The sequence below is a fragment of the Collinsella sp. AM31-2AC genome, from assembly GCF_003469285.1.
Lineage (GTDB): Bacteria > Actinomycetota > Coriobacteriia > Coriobacteriales > Coriobacteriaceae > Collinsella > Collinsella aerofaciens_AT.
In genome coordinates, this window is the sequence record NZ_QSJB01000005.1 from 77,603 (window position 1) to 97,329 (window position 19,727).

Genomic DNA, 19,727 nt, shown 5'->3' on the forward strand with positions numbered 1-19,727 from the left:
GCAAACACCTTTCTAATTGACATGTTTTCCATTGTGACCGAAGGGTGTCTGGGCGTGAAGAGCAAACTTGGAGGGCGCATACCTTCCATCCATCATGCGCTCGATAAGGCCCTCGAGCTCAAGCGAACCCAGGAGCTTAAGTACGCCAACGGCATCGAGCGAGACGAGTGCCGCGATGTCGTCGACCTTGAGCGGAGAGGCGATGAGTGCATGCATCACGGTCTGCTGTGTTTGATCTAGGTCGGCAATGCCGGGAGCATCGGGGCGCGAGTAGCGCAGGGTGCCGTAGATGCGTGAAATAGCCATCTCGATAGATTCCTCGTCGATGATGCAGCAGGCACCGTTCGCAATGAGGTAATTCGTGCCACGCGACTCGGGCGATAGGATCGACCCCGGCACGGCAAGAAGTTCTCGCCCCAAATCCATAGCAGCCTCGGCTGTAGAAAACGTCCCGGAAGGCATACCCGCCTCGGATACAAAGAGGGCTTGCGACAAGGCCGCGATTACGCGATTGCGGCGCGGAAAGGCAAACTTGCGCGGACCCATGCCCCACGGAGAGATCGACACGACCGCGCCACCCGTATCGAGCGTGCGCGTAATAAGCCCCGCGCTCGAACGCGGGTAGACCACGTCGGCGCCCGTCCCCAGCACCACGACGTGTTTGCCGCCAGTGTTGACCGCAGCCCAACCCGAGGCCTGGTCACAACCGACCGCGCCGCCCGAGACTACCGTCACGCCCGCCTCGACCGCCACCTTTGACGCAAGCTCTGCCACGGCAAGACCATACGGCGAGGCCTTGCGCGCGCCGATGATGGAGAGCGCGGGCGTCGAAAGCACCTCGGGGTTGCCGCGCACATAGAGCGTCTGGGGTACATCAGAAAGCTCCAAAACGGTCTCGGGATACAACGTATCACCTGGATGCAGCTCGAAGGTTCCCTCGGCCATCATTGGTCCCTCCTTCCCTGGTACATCGCCGCCTCGAGCACGTGGTCCTGCGTCACATGCTCGCTCTCGGCGACATCTGCGATCGTGCGCGCAATGCGAACCAGGCGCACGATGCCGCGGCCCGTGAGATGCGTGCGCTTCGACAGGCCGAGCACACACTTCTCCGCCGCATCATCGAGCTCAAAGGTCGAAACGACGCCGTCAATGGACCGTGTCTCGTCATCCTCGGCCTCGGCATCCGCATCGTCCATACGGGATTCGCGCCAAGCGCGAAAAGCGCGACCGCGCACAACGTAGTCACGTAACTCAGCTGACGACATACCCTCCGCGCCCTCGATAATCACCTGAGGGTCGGGACGGGTCACATCGATCATCATGTCGATACGGTCGGCCAAAGGACCGCGCAGTTTAGACCGATAGCGCTCGACCATCGCCGCCGAGCAGCGACACGGTACCTCACGATCGCCCAAAAAGCCGCAGGGGCAGGGATTGCTCGCAGCCAGCAGCTGAAAGCGCGACGGGAAGGTAAAAGCCCCGTCGACGCGTACGATCCTGACGTAGCCGCGTTCGATGGGCTGACGCAGCGTCTGCAGCACACCCGTGGGAAACTCGGCAAGCTCGTCCAAAAATAGCACGCCGCCATGAGCAAGGCTGATCTCACCCGGGTGCACCGGGCGCCCACCGCCGATAAGACCTGCGGTCGAAATACTGTGATGGGGACTGCGGAAGGGCCGGTGCCCCGCCAACAAGCCATCAATGTTCTCACCCAAAACCGAATGGATGCACAGCGCCTCCTGTTGATCCTCAACGGAAAGCTCGGGCAGGATGCCGGTCATACGACGCGCGAGCATCGTCTTGCCCGATCCCGGGGACCCGATCATGAGCAAGCCGAGTTCTCCTGCCGCCGCAAGCGCCATGCCGCGTTTAGCGACTTCCTGCCCCAGCACGTCGGCATAGTCGAGCTCAGGCTCAAAGGTCGCCTCGACGCCCTCGGAATCCAGATAGTGCCGAGCCGCCTCGCCCATGCCATGGGCAAGCTGAGACAAATGATCGATGAATCCACAATCCACGCCCGCGAGCGGCACATGCTGATCGGACCTGCCGGCGATAAAGGACAGCCCCATATCACGCGCCAATAGCTGAAACGCCACCTCGCCCTTGACGGGAAGCACCGTACCGTCCAAGCCGAGCTCGCCGGCGATAAGGCAGCGATCGAGGTTGTCACGGGGAATCTGCCCATCGGCCGCCAGAACCGCGATGGCGATGGGCAGATCAAAGCCGCTACCGGTCTTGCGAATATCGCCGGGCGCTAAGTTGACCGTAATGCCCGAGCGTGGGATCTCGAACCCGGCGGAGCGCATCGCGCAGCGAATACGACCGCGTGACTCCATCACCTCCATACTCGGAATGCCGAGCATTTGGATGCCCGGAACACCACCGGCAAGCGAGACCTCGACCGTGACATGAATCGCCTCGACGCCACGGATGCAGGCCGCGTGAACGGCAAACGTCTCGAACGCCATCACGACACCTGCCAATCGAACGCGTTGTACTGATGCTCGATCTCGGCGATATGCCCGCCACGAATGGTGACACCCACGGCATCGAAGCGAATCGCCTTGAGCGGATAATGCTCCATGAGATAGCAACTTGCGATGCGGCGGTAACGGCGTTGCTTTTGGGCGTCCACGGCCTCCTCGGGAAAGACCCGCGTGCTGCAATCCAGTGCGACGCGTCTGGTCTTGACCTCGGCCATCACCACGACATCGTCGAGTTCATCGAGCAGCACCAGATCGGCCTCGCCCTCGGAGCAACGATAACCCTGCTCCAGCAAGGTGTAGCCGCGCTCGTTAAAGTAGTCGATGGTGATCAGCTCGCCCAGCATGCCCAGCTCGCGGGGACTGAGTCCCTTGATAAACTCAGGCGTCATCGCCCCGCAGTCGAGCTCGCCGTTTTCCCAACGCTCCTTGAGCTGCTGCGTCTTGCTCTTTTTGCTTGCGGCACTCATGGGGTCTCCTTTCCCGCACGCTGCATTGCCCCGATGATGAGGGCACCTTTCGTGCGGGTAAGTACCGGAAGCAAACCAAAAGCTGACCAAATGCCGTCAAAAAACGGGCCGTACGCAGCAATGGTGTTGCATACGGCCCGCCACCAGCAGGTTTATAAAACCCCAGAGGTCCCTGTCTCCACAATTGACCTAGAAAAGGCGCTCAGTCTGCAGAAAGTTTCCGCAAAAGCTCACGCGGTGCAGTGGACAAAGTCCATGTTTGCGAATGGCCTCGATATGCTCGGGGCTTGCATAGCCCTTCGACTCGGCCAGATGGTACTCGGGATACTCGGCGTCGTACTCGACCATCATCTCGTCACGCGTGACCTTGGCCATGATGGACGCCGCGGCGATACAGGCGATCTTGGCATCGCCCTTCACCACGTCGCGCTCGTTGGGAACGGCGCCCAAGGGGTTACCGTCCATAAGCACGCAATCGGGCTCGAGCCCCGTATCGGCCACGGCGCCCGCGACAGCGGCTCGAATGGCGCGGGCCATGCCCATCTCATCGATATCCTTAGGCGCGATATGGCAAAAACCAATTGCCGTCGCCACCTCGGCAATCTTCACTGAGAGCAACTCGCGGCGCGCCGGCGTGAGCTTTTTGGAATCGTTGATGCCCCAGACGCGCGGCTCCATAGGAAGGCAGACGGCGCATACCGTCAAAGGACCGGCCACCGATCCGCGACCTACCTCGTCGACACCAACGACTACCCCATCGCCGCCAAGCTCATGCATAAGCTCGTACATGTCATTGACGCGCTCGCGCTCGGCAAGTTCCTTGGCATGGCGCTTAAGAGCACGCTCGCAAGCCTTGATCACCTGCTGGCGCGGGTCCTCGCGATAATGCTCCACGAGGGCGGGGATCTCCTCAAACGTAGCGCTCGCCAACTCACCGGCAACCTGCGATGCCGAAACCGAGCTCGTCATATTGGCCATACCAGGCCCTCCTTGCATGCAAATCAGATAAAAAGAAGGGCCACCCGAAGGTGACCCTTGTGTCCAAACGAGTGGACAGACGCTGCGATCTTCTTAGCGCTTCTCGGGGATGCGAGCAGCCTTGCCCACCTTGTCGCGGAGGTAGTACAGCTTGGCGCGACGGACGCGACCATGACGAACGACCTCGAGCTTGGCGATCTTGGGGCTGTGAAGCGGGAAGGTACGCTCAACACCGACACCGAAGGACATCTTGCGGACGGTGAAGGTCTCGCGGGCACCGGCGCCGGCCATGCGGATGACGTCGCCCTGGAAGACCTGAATGCGCTCGCGGTCGCCTTCCTTAATGCGGTAGTGAACCTTGACGTTGTCGGCGACGCGAACCTGAGGAATGTCCTCGCGGATCTGCTGACGCTCGATTGCGCGGATGTAATCCATGTGCAATTCCTTACTCTTCTAGAGGTGCCGTACCATCTTGGCCGGCACGTAGTTGAACAAACGTATTCGAGTATACACGCGCGGGTTTCTGCTGCAAGAACAATTTTTTACGCAGACAAAAAGACAAAACCCGCACATGATAACCGCCCGCCTCGCGAATGAGACGGGCGGCATGAGGGGGGCTACACTAGGCGTCTACACCCAAAACGTTAGGCGTTGCGCTTGGCCTCGAGCTTGGCCTGAGCGGCAGCCAGGCGCGCGAGGGGCACGCGATAGGGCGAGCAGGACACGTAGTCCACGTCGGCCACGTTAAACAGGCCCTTGATGGACTTGGGGTCGCCGCCGTGCTCGCCGCACACGCCAAAGTGCATGTCGGGATTGGTGGCGCGGCCCTTCTCGACGGCCAGGCGCACGAGCTCCAGCACCGCCGCGTCGATGGTCTCGAAGGGGTTGTCTTTCAGGATCTTTTTATGCATGTACAGCGGGATGAACTTGGCCTCGGCGTCATCGCGCGAGAAGCCAAAGGTCGTCTGGGTGAGGTCGTTGGTGCCAAAGCAGAAGAAGTCGGCATGATGGGCGATCTCGTCAGCGACCATGCAGGCACGCGGCAGCTCGAGCATCGTGCCCACGGGAATATTGAGCCCGACGCCCTCTTCGGCGGAAACCTCGGCGATTACGCGCTCAATGACCTCGCGGGTCTGGACATGCTCGGCCGTGATGGAAACGAGCGGAACCATGATCTCGGGGCGCGGGTCGACACCCTCCTTGATAAGGCGGGCAGCGGCCGTGGCGACGGCGCGAACCTGCATGAGCGGCAGATCGCCAAAGACGACGGACAGGCGCACGCCGCGCAAGCCCAGCATGGGGTTGGACTCGACCATGCCGTCGATGCGACGCAGGCGGGCGCGCAGGGCAGTGAGCTCCTCCTCGGGAGCGCCGGCGGCCTCCTTCTTGGTGATGGCGACCTCGAGCTCGCGAGGATTATCAAGGAACTCATGAAGCGGCGGATCGAGCAGGCGGACGACCACATCGCGACCGGACATGGTCTTGAACATCGCCAGGAAGTCCTCGGTCTGAACCTTGAGCAAGTCGGCCAGGGCCTGCTGCTTCACGGCCTCATCGTCAGACAGGATAAAGCTCTGGATGATGTTCTTGCGATCGCCCAGGAACATGTGCTCGGTGCGGCATAGACCGATGGCCTCGGCGCCAAACTCGAGCGCGAGCTCGGCATCCTCGGGGTTGTCGGCGTTGACGCGCACGTGGTTGGCGTGACCGTCGGTCTCGTCCAAACGGATCTCATCGGCCCAAGACAGGATGGTGTCCAGGTCGCCGGTGAGCTCTGCAGAGACCAGGTCAACCGCGCCGTCGACGACGATACCCTGGGTGCCGTCGATGGAGATGACATCGCCCTCGCGCAGCACGCGGTCGCTGCCCTCGATGCGCACGACCTTCTCTGCCGCGTCAATGTGGAAGCGCTCAACGCCGCAAACGCAGGGCGTACCCATGCCGCGGGCGATAACGGCGGCATGGCTCGTCTTGCCACCGTGGCTGGTCAGGATGCCCTCGGCGGCGACCATGCCCTTCAGGTCGTCGGGGTTGGTCTCCCAGCGGACCAGAATGACCTTGTGGCCCTCGTTGGCGCGCGCGACGGCGTCATCACTCGAGAACACGACCTCGCCCACGGCGGCACCAGGGCTGGCGTTAAGGCCGCTGGCCAGGGCCTCGTACTTCTTGGAGGCGTCGAACTGCGGGTGCAGGAGCTGGTCGAGCTGCGCGGGATCGATGCGGCTCACAGCCTCCTCGCGGGTGATGAGGCCCTCCTCGACCATTTCGATAGCAATGCGCAGGGCGGCAGTGGCGGTGCGCTTGCCCACGCGGGTCTGGAGCATCCAGAGCTTGCCCTGCTCGATGGTAAACTCGATATCGCACATATCGCGGTAATGATCCTCGAGCGTCAGGAACACGCGCTCGAGCTCCTCGCCTGCGGACTCGAGGCCCGAGGTGGTCTTGAGGTCGGCGATGGGCTCGGTGTTTCGGATGCCGGCGACGACGTCCTCGCCCTGGGCATTCACCAAAAAGTCGCCATAGAACTCCTTGGTGCCGTCGGCCGGGTTGCGCGTAAAGGCGACGCCGGTCGCAGAGGTCTCGCCCTTGTTGCCAAAGGCCATGGCCTGGACGTTGACGGCGGTGCCGAGCTCGTCGGAAATGCCGTGCTGCTTGCGGTAGATGCAGGCGCGCTCGTTCATCCAGCTGCCAAAGACGGCCTGGATGGCAAGGCGCAGCTGGAGCTCCGGATCGTGCGGGAAGACAGGCTTGCCGTCAACAACCTCGAGCTCGGGGTACAGGGCGGCATCAACGTTCTCGGAGAAGATGCCCTTGAAGGTCTCGACGAGCTCCTGCAGGTCCTCGGCCGAAAGCTCGGAATCGACACGAACGCCGGCGACCAGGCGGGCCTGGGTCAGGGCGTTCTCGAATAGGTCGGCGTCGACGCCCATGACGACGTTGGAGAACATCTGGATAAAGCGACGGTAGCTGTCCCAGGCAAAACGCGGGTTTTGTGTCTGGGCGATAAGGCCCTGAACGGAGTCGTCGTTGAGGCCCAGGTTGAGAACCGTGTCCATCATGCCGGGCATGGAGAACGGAGCGCCCGAGCGAACCGACACGAGCAGCGGATCGGAGGCGTCGCCGAGCTTCTTGCCGCAACGGGCCTCGAGGTCCGCCTCGGCGGCAACGATCTCATCGAGTGCGCCTTCGGGCCAGACGTTGCCGGCACCGGAGTACTCGACACAGGTCTGGCAGGTAATGGTAAAGCCACCGGGAACCGGCAGACCGATGCGGCTCATCTCGGCAAGGTTTGCGCCTTTGCCGCCAAGCACGAAGTTCATGGATTTGTCGCCCTCAGTGACACAGGTGCCCTGGGCGTCGGTTCCAAAACGGTAAACCCTCTTGCAATCGCTCACGATACTTCCCCTTCCATGCGCTTACGCGCACGACCGTGGTAACGAATCGACCCGCCGGATGCGGGCCGTGAGGGAACTATACGGCGGGTTTTGGACAGGCTTGAGCAGAGGGTGCGCGGTTTGGTAAACGTGCTAAAACCGGCGGTAAACGGTAGGTAAAGGTGGTTACCTTATGAAGATACACTACAAGAAAAGTGCAGGTCGGATGCGGTGTTTTTGCTAAATCGCTTTACCATTTATCAGCATTATTTCCAAGTATTCTCTTTGGTTAGCTAAAAGAGCCCCGTCCCAAATTAGCTACCCAAACAACCTTGTCCCAAGTGAGCTACTTTTGTTGAGCGCGGCGGGCGGCACGGCGGGCTCTTGCCTCTTGAACCTCTTCAAGGTGAGCAATGATCTCGGCAGCGCTTTCCTCGATGGCCTTGCCATCGGTACGCACCACAAAGCAGCCTAGGCGCTTCATGAGGGCACGGGCTTCCTCAAGCTCGCTGCGCACACTCTCGGGCTCGGCATAGGAGCCGACAACGGCACGGGCGTAGTCATCGCCCAAGCGACTATCGCGAATTTCGGAAATCACATCGACGGTCGAGATCAGACCAAACAACCGCATCGGGTCAACCTCGTAAATCGACTTCGGCGGCTCCATGCCATGCGCCAGTGGGACATTGGCGACCTTGTAGCCCTGATAGGCTAAATACATCGACAGCGGCGTCTTGGATGTACGCGACACACCCAGCAGCACGATATCGGCACCCGACAGATCGTCGCAACCGCGCCCGTCATCGTGCTCAACGAAATACTCCATGGCCTCGATACGATGGAAATAGCGGTCATCGGTCTTGTGAATCACGCCCGCAACGCACTTGGGCGGCACACCGATGAGCGACGACAGCACGGCAAGCGTCGGGCCGATCAGGTCGACCGAACGGATATGCAGCATACCCAGGTAATCGAGCACGCGGGCGCGAAGCGCCGGATCGACAATGGTATGGAACACGGCGACATCGCGATGGTCGGCATCGACGCGCGGCCCCACAAATGACTTGACCTGCTCAACGGAGGTCACCTTGGGCAGGCGCAAAACGCGAAAAGCCCCTTCATCAAATTGCCCGGACGCCGCAAGCACCACCTCACAAGCGGTATCGCCGAGCGAGTCGGAGATAACGATAACGGTGGGACGAGCGGTGACCGGGCAATCCATGCGGGGCTCCTTTTGCGCTTATGCGCAGGCTGGCTTACTTTTTGCGGGCAAGCTCACCGATGTTGGCAATGCCGGAGAAAACGGCCTCGAAGCGGTTGAGCAGCTTAAGGCGATTATCGCGAAGCAGCTCGTCCTTGTCCATGACCATGACCTCATCGAAGAAACGGTCGATGGGCGCGCGCAGGGCGGCGAGGGCGGCAAATGCGGTCGGGTAGTCCTCGGCAGCAAGGGCGGCATCGACGGCGGTCTGAGCAGCCTCGGAGGCGTCGGCGAGCGCAAGCTCGACCTCGCCCATCAGGCTGCGGTCATACTCCGCACCCAGCTCGGGCTTGGAGATATGCGCGGCGCGGGCATAGGCGGTCGCCAGGTTGTCGAACGTCTCAGCGTCGTTCTTGCGGGCCTCGTCGAGGGCGGCGCAGCGGGCGAAGAAGACGGACGGGGCGATGATGTGCACCGCGGAGACGGCGGCGACGGTATCGGCCGGAATCTTTTCGTCGCGGGCCATGCTCACCAGGCGGCCATGGAAGAAGTCACGAACCTGCTGGGCGACCTCGGCGGCGTCGAACTCAATGCCCTGCTCACTGTAGAGTTCGAGGGCAAAGTCGATGAGCGACGTGGGGTCGATCGGCAGACGGTCGCGCAGGATGTTGATAATGCCGATAGCGGCACGACGCAGCGCGTAGGGGTCGGAGGAGCCGGTCGGGGGCTCGCCGATGGCAAAGATACCGGCGATGGTATCGAGCTTGTCGGCGCAGGCCACGATGCAGCCAGCGGTGCCCTCGGGCAGCTCGTCACCGGCAAAACGGGGACGATAGTGATCGCGAATAGCATGGGCGACCTCGTCGTTCTCCCCCATCGCGGTCGCGTAATAACCGCCCATCACGCCCTGCTGGCTCGTGAACTCGACGACGGCGTTGGACACCAGGTCTGCCTTGCACAGGTGTGCGGCGCGAGCAGCGTCGGCGGCAAGATGGGCGCCCAGGTGAGCCTCGCGGGCGATAGCGAGCGCGAGCTGCTCGATGCGCTCGGACTTGGCGAGCACGCTACCGAGCTTCTCCTGGAAGGCAACCTTGGACAGACGCTCACGGAACTCGTCGAGGGAGATCTTCAGGTCCTCCTCGTAGAAGAACTTAGCGTCGTCCAGACGGGCGCGCACGACGCGCTCGTTACCGTCGATCACTCGCTCGGCGTTCTCGGGCTTGCTGTTGGAGACGACCACGAACTCACGCGTCAGCTTGCCCTCGCCGTCATAGATCGGGAAGTAGCGCTGATTGGTGAGCATGGACTCGCAGATAATCTCGTGCGGGACCTTGAGGAACTCCTCGTCGAAAGTACCGACGAGCACCGTCGGCCACTCGCAGAGGTTAATGACCTCCTCAAAGACCTTCTTGGGCGTATCGACATGGCAGCCGGGGCGAGCGGCCTCGACCTCGGAGATACCGGCAAGGATGGCCTCGCGACGGCGCTCGGCAGAAAGCACGCCGGCGTCCTCGAGTACCTGCTCGTAGGCGGCGGGGCTGGCGACAACGTGGTCACCGGGGCCGAGCACGCGATGGCCGCGCGTGGTGTTGCCGCTCGTCACGTCGGCAAATGACACAGGCACAACATCCTCGCCCAGAAGGCAGCAAATCCAGCGGACCGGACGCACGAACGTCGCGTGCTCGTGGCCCCAGCGCTGGGAGCGGTAGTTGGGCCACTGCAGGCCGGCAATGGTCTTCTCGCACAGGGCCGTCAGGATCGGGGTTGCCGGTGCGGAGGGAATGTTCTTCTCGGCAAAGACATACTCGCGACCGTCGGTATCCTCACGACGGACCAGGTCCTCGGCAGCCACACCGCACTTGCGGGCGAAGCCCTGGGCGGCCTTGGTGGCGTTACCGTCAGCGTCGAAGGCGATGTTTGCCGCGGGGCCACGCTTGACCTCGTGAACCTCATCGGTCGCGGTGGCAACGTCGGCAACGAGCGCAGCCAGGCGACGCGGGCTCGAGATCACGCGGACCTCGCCGTGGGCCAGACCGGCCTCGTCGAGACCCTTGGCGATCATGGTACCAAGCTGCTTGACGGCATTGTTCAGCGGTGCAGAGGGCATTTCCTCCGTACCGATCTCAAACAGGAAATCCTTAGCGTCTGCCATGGCTTACGCCACCTCGCCTTCCTGGTCGGCATTCTCGTTGACTCCGGCGACCTCGGCCATGTAGGCCTCGCAGCACGCCTTGGCGACGGCGCGGACGCGCAGGATGTAGTTGGCACGCTCGACCGCGGACAGGGCGCCGCGGGCATCGAGCAGGTTGAAGGCGTGGCTGCACTTCATGACACAGTCGTACGCCGGCAACGGCAGCTTGCGCTCCAGGCAGGAATGGCACTCGGCCTCGTAGTCGTCAAACTTCTGACGCATCATCTCGACGTTGGCGACCTCAAAGTTATAGGCACTGAACTCGCGCTCGTTCTCGAGGAACACGTCGCCGTAGGTCATGGGCGTGCCGTCGGGCAGATAGCTCCACACCAGATCGTAGACCGAGTTGACGCCCTGAGCGTACATGGCGATACGCTCCAGGCCATAGGTGATCTCGACGGGCACGGGGTCGACCTCGATACCGCCCACCTGCTGGAAGTACGTAAACTGCGTGACCTCCATGCCGTTGAGCCAGACCTCCCAGCCAAGGCCCCAGGCGCCCAGCGTCGGGCTCTCCCAGTCGTCCTCGACAAAACGGACGTCATGGTCGTTGGGGTCCAGGCCAATGGCAGCAAGAGACCCCAGGTAAAGCTCCTGAGCATTAACCGGAGAGGGCTTAATGAGCACCTGAAACTGATAGTAGTGCTGCATGCGGTTAGGGTTCTCGCCGTAGCGGCCGTCGGCGGGACGGCGGCAGGGCTGCGCATAGCAGGTGCGCCATTCGGCGGGACCGAGCGAGCGCAGCGTGGTCGCGGTATGGAAGGTACCGGCACCGACCTCGGAGTCATAGGGCTGCATAATGACGCAGCCCTGCTCGCCCCAGTACTGCTGGAGGCGCAGGATGATGTCTTGGAAGGAAAGCGATGAAGCGTTCATGCCTCTAATATCCCCTCGTCGAAACGATTACACGGTTAGGTACTGTACTATAGCGGTTTTTAGTCGATAGCGCCGATGCGGTTGAGCGGCCAGTAGCGCACAAGCGCCACAGCGATCAAATCAGAGCGATCGACGGGACCAAAGTAGCGCGAGTCGGCAGAGTTTTCGCGGTTGTCGCCCATCACCCACACGCACCCGTCGGGAACGGTGTAGGGATAACTCACCTGGGCGCCAGGCGCTTGGACCGAAAGCGGCCAACTCATGCCGGTCGTATAGTCCTCATCGAGCGCCTGGCCGTCGACGACGACCTTGCCGTCCTGCAGGTCGACCGTCTGGCCGGCCGTGGCAATAACACGCTTGACAAGAACATCATGCTCGGAAGTGGCATCGGGGTTGTGGAACACCACGATATCGCCCTGTTTGACGGGCTGACCGAGCTCGAGGCTCACCTTTTGTGCCAGGATCTGGTCGCCAATCTCGATCGTGTCCTCCATGGAGCCGGTGGGTACCACAAAGGGCTCGACCACAAAGGTGCGGATCAGGAAGGTGGCCACGAGCGCGATCGCGATGACCGCGACCCACTCAAAAGCGCCCCTCAACGCGGAATGCTGCGATGGAACCATTCTCACTCCTCGCTCTGCGAATACGAAGCGTCCAGAATCTCCTGCGCGTATGCGCGCTCCTGGGGCGTAAGCCGTGCCGTCTCGATCAGGTCGGGACGCCAGCGGCAGGTGCGCTCGATGGCATTCTTACGGCGCCAGGCATCGACCTTGGCATGGTCACCGCTCACGAGCACCGGCGGCACGCCCTCGCCGTTGAATTCAGCAGGGCGAGTGTACTGCGCATACTCGAGCAGGCCTCCGTCCTCGGCGGTCGAGAACGACTCGTCGACGTTGCTCATCTCGTCACCAAGGGCGCCGGGAATCAGGCGTACGACAGCATCGGCAACGACCATAGCGGGAAGCTCGCCGCCCGTGAGCACGTAATCGCCGATCGACAGGCGCTCGTCGGCATACGCATAGGCACGCTCGTCGACACCCTCGTAACGGCTGCACACAAACAGCAAGCGCTCGCTTTTGAGCAGGCGCTCGGCCACATGCTGCGTAAAAGGCTCGCCGCACGGGGTGAAGAACACCACCGTCGGCTTGGGGCCCTCCGCGCTAATGGCCTCGATGGCCTCGGCGATAGGCTCGACCTTCATGAGCATGCCCTGCCCGCCGCCGTACGGCTCGTCATCGACGGTACGATGGCGGTCGTGCGTCCAGTCGCGCAGGTTATACGCCTTAAAATCAAAAAGGCCGGCCTTGCGGGCGCGGCCCAAAATCGATGTGGACATGACGGGCTCAAACATCTCGGGAAAGACCGAAAGGGTCTCAATCAGCATGTTGTCCTCCCTACTTGTCCATATCGATCAGGCCGTCCATAACGTGGACGGAAATTGTTCCAGTGTCGGGAAGATCGAGCACGACCTGCTCGATCACGGGAATCAGTACCTCGCCGTACCGATCACCCTCGACAACCCAAACATCGTTAGCGGGCGTCGACATGATCTCGACGATCGTGCCGAGCGAACCGAAGCGCTCATCGACCACCTCGCGACCCATCAGGTCGGTATAGGCAGCGTCGAGCGAATCGAGCTCAAAGTCGTCACGATTTGCCAGCACATAGCATCCCGTGATGCCCTCGGCGGCCGTTAAGTCGTCAATGCCCTCAAACGAGACCAGATCGCCATCGCCCGTATCGGTGACGGACACGACCGTGCAAAAACGGTCGCGCTTGAGCGCCGGCGGCGTCAGGGCGACGCGCATACCCGGCTCTAATACAGAAGGAAGCCCCCGCAGCGGCTGCGCGAGGACCTCCCCCTTCCTTCCGTGCGGCTTGACCACACGGGCGATGTTTTTGTACTGGGACCTCAAGGTCCTAGCCCAGAACCTCTACCTCGACAGCAGTGTCGAGGCGAGCGGCCAGTGCACGGGCGAGCGTGCGAATGGCCTTGATGGTACGGCCACGACGGCCGATGACCTTAGCGACGTCATCCTCGGCGACAGAAACCTCGATCGTAGAGGCGTCGTCACCATCGATGACCTCAAGGCTCACGGAATCCGGGTCGTCGACGATCTGAACAACGAGATATTCGACGAGATCGGCGATGCGATCTGAGAGCATTGCCTCACCCTCGAGCTGTGCAGCGTCAACCTCAGGCACGATTTACTCCTCGGCGCCCTCAGCGGCCTCAGCGGCAGCCTTAGCGGCCTCGGCCTCTTTGGCGAGCTGCTTCTTGGACTTCTTGACGACGGTCTCGGTCTTCTCGCCCTCGTTGGCGGCCTTGACCAGAGCGGCGACAGCGTCGGTGAGCTGTGCACCCTTGGACTGCCAGTCGGCGATCTTCTCGAGGTCGAGGTTGATGGTCTTGGGGGCGGTCATCGGGTTGTAGCGGCCAACCTCCTCGATGATACGACCGTCACGCGGGGCGCGGGAATCGGCGACGACGACACGGTAGTACGGACGCTTCTTAGCGCCGTGACGAGCAAGGCGAATCTTGACTGCCAAAGGAAACTCCTCCAACCAAGCAGCTTTAGGCTGCAACTACAAACAAACAGTTGAACATAATACGCCATCGACGCGGGCAGGTGAAGTCCGTGAGACCAACTTCTTCGGTGTAGTCGAGGGCAAATCCATATCTTAGACAAGAATTCGGGATTTGCAAGCACATACACGCACCCCACATGAGCTGCGCGGTATACTCATGACATGGAAAGACGCGAACATACATACGGTTATGAGGATGCCATGGGCGTCACGCCGCCTCCCTGGACGGGTCCGGCGGTGGGCCTCATGGACCTCGATGCGTTTTTTGCGAGCGTGGAGATGCTCGATCATCCCGAATGGCGCGGAAAGCCGCTCATCGTGGGCGGAGACGCCGATTCGCGTGGCGTCGTGTCCACATGCTCGTATGAGGCACGTCGCTTTGGCGTGCACTCTGCCATGGCCTCGGCCGAGGCGCGGCGCTTGTGCCCGCAAGCCATTTGGACGCACGGGCACTTTGATCGCTACCGCGAGGTGAGCGCGCAGGTCATGGCGATTCTTGCCGAGGAGACGCCGCGCGTTGAGCGCGTATCCATCGACGAAGCCTTTATCGATATCACACCGGGTCGCTTTGCGCCCGAAGACCCGCTACTGGTAGCACGGCGTATAAGCGACCGCGTGGCAGCGCTGGGAGTGACGTGTTCCATTGGCGTGGGCTGCAACAAGACGGTCGCAAAGATCGCAAGCGAGCGTGACAAGCCGTTTGGATTGACGATTGTGCGCCCCGGAACCGAGCAGCGCTTTTTGGCCGCGCTGCCGGTATCTGCCATGAGCGGCATCGGGCGCTCGGCCGAGGAGCGACTGCGCCGTATGCGCATCTACACGCTCGGCGAGCTGTCACGCGCGCCGGAATCCACGCTAGCTGCAATTTTTGGCGTCAACGGCGAACGCATGCGCCAGCGTGCGCTGGGACTCGAAATCTCCGAAGTCACGAGTCTCGATGAAGAGCGTGAGGTCAAGTCGGTCAGCAATGAACGCACCTTTGCGAAAGATTTGACTGAGCGCGGGGACATCGAAGCGGCGATTGCGCTGCTGGGCGAGTCAGTGGGACGCCGCCTGCGCCGTCAGGGACTGACGGGCGGCACGGTAACGCTCAAGCTTAAGTATTCGTATGGAAGCGGCCGTACGGCACAGCGCCGGCTGCCTCATCCGACCGACGATGAGAACATCTTTGTGGCGGTTGCGCTCGAACTGCTCGACAACATCTGGCAGGAAGGCATGCATGTTCGCTTAGCAGGCATCGGCATGAGCGACTTTGACCATCAGGGCGGCATCCAGACCGACCTGTTCTGCGAAGTCGACGACCGCGGAGCCCAATCCAGCGACCGCCGCGAGCTCTCCGTCGCGATCGACGCCGTCCGAGACAAGTTCGGCGACACCGCCCTATCCTTCGGCCGTCAATCCCGCTTCAACGATTAACCGCCTTTGGGCAAAAAGAAAGCCGGGCAGATACGGAAAACCGCAACTGCCCGGCGATATGCGTGAGAGTAACTAAAACCCCGTCCCAAATGAGCTCCTAGAGGAGGTCGAGGGGAAGCTGGGGAGCGTCGCCCCAGAGCTTCTCGAGACGGTAGAAGTCGCGCGCTTCGGGAGTGAAAACGTGGACGACAACCGAACCATAGTCCATGAGCATCCAGGTCTTCTGCTCGCGGCCCTCGATGGAGAACGGATGCTCGCCGCAAGCCTCGGCGACCTTCTCCTCGATCTCGTCGACGATCGAATCGACCTGGCGGTTGTTGGTACCGGTGGCAAGCACAAAGTAGTCGCACACGTCGGAAAGCTCGGTCAGGTCGAGCACCTGAACGTCCTCGCCCTTCTTATCGTAGGCGGCCTGCGCGGCGGCGCGGGCGACATCCTCGGCGGCGACACCGCTCGTGGACAGCGAGGCGGCGGTGCGGTCGGACGTGGCAATGAAGCTCTTGTGCTCCACGCCTTCAAGAATCTGCTCGTCGGTCATGGTCTCGTCGGCCATGGAATACCTCTTTCTAGACAGCCCGAGCTAGCGTAGCTGGGCGTAATGGTTGTAAATCGAAATAGCCGTGGGATAAAGATAGCGCCCAGACTGGATCACATAAACCAAACCCTGCGCAAAACAGGAGAAGAACAACTCGTCGAGCGTCGACTCCCCCACCATCTTGCGCAGCGCATGGGCATAGTCGCCGTGGCGGTTGGGCTCGATGGCATCGGCCACAAAGACCACCATATCGAGCGGCGTCATGTCGCAGGCACCCACGGTGTGACGGTCGACAGCCTGGAAAACGGCCGGCGACAGCTCGGGAAAAAGCTGCGGAAGCTCATAGGCGGCAACAGGGCCATGCAAAAGCGGCGTCGCGGCAGACGGAGAGCCGGCAATCTTAATGCCGTAATGCAGGGCGCGCGTGACCAGCTCGTCGTCGGAGAGCACTTTGTCCCAGTCATGGATCAAGCCGGCGGCAGCGGCATCAAAGCGGTCAACGCCGTAGATCTCGGCCAGATGAAGTGCGGTCTCGGCAACACCCAGCGAATGCACATAGCGCTTGCGCTTATCCTTCATGCGAACATCGAGCAGCTCTTGAATGCGCTTGAGCAGCGCGCGCTCATCGCCCTCAAACTGATCCTCTACCGACAACGTAGACCCCCATCACTCAAAATCTTCTTGGCCCAAATCGGCATATAGCCTGCGCTTGCGAATGTAGCCGAGCACGGACTCGCTCGTAAGATAGCGCACGCTCATGCCGCGGGCAACTCGCTTACGGATGTTCGTCGAGCTGATCGCCAGCGCCGGAATCTGAATATAGCGCACGTCGAACGGCAGCCCCGACTCTTTGATTCGGGCACGCGCCGTATCGATATCAAAGCCCGGTCGCGTCGCCGCAATAAAGGTAGCAAGCTCAGCGATTCGTTCGGCATCATGCCAGGTCACAATATCGATAATCGCATCGGCGCCCGTAATAAAGTAGAGCTTTACCTGCGGCGGGTAAAAGTCGCGAAGGGCATGAAGCGTATCGGCCGTATAGGTTACACCCGGACGGTCAATCTCGAACCGGCTCGCCAAAAAGGCCGGGTTCGCGGCGGTGGCGAGGACCGTCATGGCATAACGGTCCTCGGCAGGCGTCACCGGCTTGTCAAGCTTAAAGGCAGGAGAACCCGCCGGCATAAAAAGCACAGCGTCCAAGTCGAGCGACTCGCGCGCCTGCTCGGCGGTCACCAGGTGCCCGTAATGAATGGGATCAAAGGTGCCACCCATAATGCCGAGCCTAAACTCCTGCCCATCCTCTAGAGGAAGCTCGGGCAGACCGATTCCACCGCGCAGCGACATGGCTTACTCGCCCTCCGAGGTCTCGGCATCGCCCGCGGCATCCGCCGCATCGACAACCTCGACGCCCTCATCCGCAGCATCGGCCACGTCAATGGCTTCAACGGCAACGTCCTCGCCAGCATCCTCGAGCTCCTCGTACTCCGAGAAGTCCTCGGCGCCCTCAAAGTCAAAGGCGCGCTGGCAAATGCGGACCTCGTCGCCCGCACGGCAACCGGCCTTCTCGAGCGCGTCGTCAACACCCATACGCGCAAACTTATGCTGCAGGTAAATGACGGCTTCCTCGTTTTCCCAGTCGGTCTGGATGACCATGCGTTCGATGGCACGACCGACCACGCGGAAGGCACCGGGCTCTTCCTGAACAATGCGGAAACGCTTCTCGCGCTGCAGACGACGGCGCTCCCACTCATCGTCGCGCAGAACGACCGGCTCATCGGAGACAGCCAACTCGGCACGCAGCTTAGCCACCTGCTCGCCCACGGCAAGCATCAGCGTGTTGAGGCCGGCGCCCGTCACAGCAGACACGGCAAAGAACATATGACCATCGTCGAGCGCCGCACGCTTAAGGTCGGCAATCTTGTCGGCCGTGCCCGGCGCATCGCACTTGTTGGCGACAACGATCTGCGGGCGCTCCGAGAGCTCTGCGCCATACTGCTCGAGCTCACGGTTAATAATGCGATAATCCTCGACCGGATCGCGATCCTCAAAACCACCCGTCATGTCGACGACATGCATGATCAGGGCCGTACGCTCAATGTGGCGCAGGAACTGGTGACCCAGGCCCTTGCCTTCGCTCGCGCCCTCAATAAGGCCGGGGACGTCGGCAACGACGTAAGAATATTCGCCGGCACGCACCATGCCGAGGTTTGGCACGAGCGTGGTAAACGGGTAGTCGGCAATCTTAGGACGGGCGGCACTCATGCGCGCGATGAGCGATGACTTACCCACCGAGGGGAAGCCCACGAGTGCGGCATCGGCCATGAGCTTCATCTCGAGCTCAATCCAGTGCTCCTCGGCCGGCTCGCCCAGCTGGGCGAATGCGGGCGCGCGGCGCACCGACGTCACAAAGTGCGTATTGCCCAGACCGCCGGCACCGCCGGGCGCCACAACGACGCGCTCGCCATCATGCACCAAGTCGGCAATCTCGAACATCGGGGTCTGCGTCTCGGGGTCGAGCTCGCGCACCACGGTACCCATGGGAACCTTGAGAATAAGGTCCTCGCCGCTCTTACCGTTACGACGGGCACCCTGCCCGTGCGTGCCGCGCTCGGCGCGGAAGTGATGCTTAAAGCGGTAATCGATCAGCGAAGACAGCTGAGCATCGGCCTGGATGACGACATTGCCGCCACGACCGCCGTCGCCGCCATCGGGGCCGCCCTTGGGGACAAATGCCTCGCGCCTAAACGACATGCATCCGGCTCCGCCGTCGCCGCCGCACACGTTAATGCGGCTGATATCGGTGAACTGTGACAACAGAATCGCCTCCTACAAAAAGAGGGAGACCCTTGAATCCTAAAACTCAAGTGCCTCCCACATATGTGCTCTATGAAGGGTGAATTACGCGTTCGCGAGCGGGCGTACGCTGACCCTGTGCTTGATACCCTTGTGGAACTCAACGGTACCGTCGACCAGCGCGAACAGCGTGTCGTCCTTGCCACGGCCAACGTTCTCACCCGGGTGGATGTGCGTGCCGTGCTGACGGACGAGAATCGTGCCCGTGGTTACCGTCTGGCCGGCATAGCGCTTCGTGCCAAGGCGCTGACCGCGGGAGTCACGGCCATTACGGGAGGAACCGAGTCCTTTTTTGTGTGCCATTGTGTATACCTACTCTTTCGTTACGAGTGTAATCTACTCGGCGACGGGAGCCTCGGCAACAGCCTCGGCCTCTGCCTTGACAGCCTTCTTGGCTCGGGACGTAGCCTGGACCTTCACGATCTTCAGCTTGGTGAGCTGCTGACGGTGACCCTTCAGACGACGATAGCGCTTACGCTTGTGGAACTTGAAGACCAGCTGCTTCTCGCCCTTGAACTGCTCAACGATCTGAGCGGTAACCTTGGCCTTGGCCAGCTTGTCGGGATCGGTGACGATCTTTTTACCATCGTTGAGGAAGATGACCGGCAGGGTGACCTTGTCGCCCTCATTGCCCTCGATCTTCTCGACGGTGATGACATCGTCGGTGGCGACCTTGTACTGCTTGCCGCCCGTGTTAACGATTGCGTACATGTTTACTTGCCCTTCATGCATCAGTTAGTGCAACAGCCGAATATAGTAGC

At 61.5% G+C, this 19,727-nt stretch carries 21 protein-coding genes; 1 reads left to right on the forward strand and 20 read right to left on the reverse strand.

Going from position 1 to position 19,727, the window contains the following annotated elements:
• Positions 1-12 precede the first annotated feature (12 nt).
• The 14 genes from DW796_RS03430 to rpsP form a co-directional block, all read right to left on the reverse strand.
• Complete coding sequence (locus DW796_RS03430; protein WP_338134615.1) at positions 13-948, reverse strand: DNA-processing protein DprA; 936 nt, start codon at positions 946-948, stop codon at positions 13-15.
• The gene (locus DW796_RS03435) at positions 945-2,468 is read right to left on the reverse strand and encodes a YifB family Mg chelatase-like AAA ATPase (RefSeq protein WP_117637239.1); all 1,524 of its coding nucleotides are present in this window, start codon (positions 2,466-2,468) and stop codon (positions 945-947) included. Before DW796_RS03435 ends, DW796_RS03430 begins: the two co-directional genes overlap by 4 nt.
• Positions 2,468-2,953, reverse strand: a complete 486-nt coding sequence (locus tag DW796_RS03440) for a YraN family protein (RefSeq protein WP_117637238.1) — start codon at positions 2,951-2,953, stop codon at positions 2,468-2,470. Before DW796_RS03440 ends, DW796_RS03435 begins: the two co-directional genes overlap by 1 nt.
• A 189-nt stretch (positions 2,954-3,142) precedes the next feature.
• Positions 3,143-3,931, reverse strand: a complete 789-nt coding sequence (locus tag DW796_RS03445) for a ribonuclease HII (RefSeq protein ID WP_117639929.1) — start codon at positions 3,929-3,931, stop codon at positions 3,143-3,145.
• A 93-nt stretch (positions 3,932-4,024) separates the two neighbouring features.
• Complete coding sequence (gene rplS / locus DW796_RS03450) at positions 4,025-4,366, reverse strand: 50S ribosomal protein L19 (RefSeq protein ID WP_006236098.1); 342 nt, start codon at positions 4,364-4,366, stop codon at positions 4,025-4,027.
• Positions 4,367-4,575: 209 nt separating this feature from the next.
• The gene (gene ppdK, locus DW796_RS03455; RefSeq protein ID WP_118094264.1) at positions 4,576-7,326 is read right to left on the reverse strand and encodes a pyruvate, phosphate dikinase; all 2,751 of its coding nucleotides are present in this window, start codon (positions 7,324-7,326) and stop codon (positions 4,576-4,578) included.
• A 325-nt stretch (positions 7,327-7,651) separates the two neighbouring features.
• On the reverse strand, positions 7,652-8,527 hold the full coding sequence (locus DW796_RS03460) for a pyruvate, water dikinase regulatory protein (RefSeq protein WP_118094265.1): 876 nt from the start codon (positions 8,525-8,527) through the stop codon (positions 7,652-7,654).
• Positions 8,528-8,561: 34 nt separating this feature from the next.
• Positions 8,562-10,658 carry a glycine--tRNA ligase subunit beta gene (gene glyS / locus DW796_RS03465; protein WP_118094266.1) on the reverse strand — a complete coding sequence of 699 codons (2,097 nt, stop codon included), beginning with the start codon at positions 10,656-10,658 and terminating at the stop codon, positions 8,562-8,564.
• A 3-nt stretch (positions 10,659-10,661) separates the two neighbouring features.
• Entirely contained in the window at positions 10,662-11,573 is a 912-nt protein-coding gene (locus tag DW796_RS03470; RefSeq protein WP_006236091.1) for a glycine--tRNA ligase subunit alpha, read from the reverse strand.
• Between the two features lie 59 nt (positions 11,574-11,632).
• A complete protein-coding gene (gene lepB, locus DW796_RS03475; RefSeq protein ID WP_055250011.1) occupies positions 11,633-12,196 on the reverse strand; it encodes a signal peptidase I in 564 nt (187 codons plus the stop codon).
• 2 nt (positions 12,197-12,198) lie between these two features.
• Entirely contained in the window at positions 12,199-12,957 is a 759-nt protein-coding gene (gene trmD / locus DW796_RS03480; protein ID WP_117654832.1) for a tRNA (guanosine(37)-N1)-methyltransferase TrmD, read from the reverse strand.
• 10 nt (positions 12,958-12,967) lie between these two features.
• Positions 12,968-13,459 carry a ribosome maturation factor RimM gene (rimM, locus tag DW796_RS03485; protein WP_226812527.1) on the reverse strand — a complete coding sequence of 164 codons (492 nt, stop codon included), beginning with the start codon at positions 13,457-13,459 and terminating at the stop codon, positions 12,968-12,970.
• A 34-nt stretch (positions 13,460-13,493) separates the two neighbouring features.
• Positions 13,494-13,739 carry a KH domain-containing protein gene (locus tag DW796_RS03490; RefSeq protein ID WP_171021534.1) on the reverse strand — a complete coding sequence of 82 codons (246 nt, stop codon included), beginning with the start codon at positions 13,737-13,739 and terminating at the stop codon, positions 13,494-13,496.
• A 42-nt stretch (positions 13,740-13,781) separates the two neighbouring features.
• Positions 13,782-14,123 (reverse strand): 30S ribosomal protein S16, encoded by a 342-nt coding sequence (gene rpsP / locus DW796_RS03495; RefSeq protein ID WP_022094749.1) that lies wholly within the window; start codon positions 14,121-14,123, stop codon positions 13,782-13,784.
• A 201-nt stretch (positions 14,124-14,324) separates the two neighbouring features.
• Here rpsP and dinB point away from each other — a divergent pair, with 201 nt between their 5' ends.
• Positions 14,325-15,578: a DNA polymerase IV gene (dinB, locus tag DW796_RS03500; RefSeq protein ID WP_187362362.1), complete on the forward strand. Its 1,254-nt coding sequence runs from the start codon at positions 14,325-14,327 to the stop codon at positions 15,576-15,578.
• A gap of 97 nt (positions 15,579-15,675) precedes the next feature.
• Here dinB and rsfS read toward each other — a convergent pair whose 3' ends face one another.
• From rsfS to rplU, 6 genes are all read right to left on the reverse strand, one after another.
• On the reverse strand, positions 15,676-16,131 hold the full coding sequence (gene rsfS, locus DW796_RS03505; protein ID WP_118094268.1) for a ribosome silencing factor: 456 nt from the start codon (positions 16,129-16,131) through the stop codon (positions 15,676-15,678).
• Positions 16,132-16,158: 27 nt separating this feature from the next.
• On the reverse strand, positions 16,159-16,692 hold the full coding sequence (gene yqeK / locus DW796_RS03510; protein WP_187362364.1) for a bis(5'-nucleosyl)-tetraphosphatase (symmetrical) YqeK: 534 nt from the start codon (positions 16,690-16,692) through the stop codon (positions 16,159-16,161).
• A gap of 87 nt (positions 16,693-16,779) precedes the next feature.
• Positions 16,780-17,457: a nicotinate-nucleotide adenylyltransferase gene (gene nadD / locus DW796_RS03515; RefSeq protein WP_055285119.1), complete on the reverse strand. Its 678-nt coding sequence runs from the start codon at positions 17,455-17,457 to the stop codon at positions 16,780-16,782.
• A gap of 3 nt (positions 17,458-17,460) precedes the next feature.
• On the reverse strand, positions 17,461-18,927 hold the full coding sequence (gene obgE, locus DW796_RS03520) for a GTPase ObgE (RefSeq protein WP_172676293.1): 1,467 nt from the start codon (positions 18,925-18,927) through the stop codon (positions 17,461-17,463).
• Between the two features lie 84 nt (positions 18,928-19,011).
• A complete protein-coding gene (gene rpmA / locus DW796_RS03525; protein ID WP_006236075.1) occupies positions 19,012-19,269 on the reverse strand; it encodes a 50S ribosomal protein L27 in 258 nt (85 codons plus the stop codon).
• A gap of 33 nt (positions 19,270-19,302) precedes the next feature.
• On the reverse strand, positions 19,303-19,677 hold the full coding sequence (gene rplU, locus DW796_RS03530; protein ID WP_035138585.1) for a 50S ribosomal protein L21: 375 nt from the start codon (positions 19,675-19,677) through the stop codon (positions 19,303-19,305).
• Between the last annotated feature and the right edge of the window lie 50 nt (positions 19,678-19,727).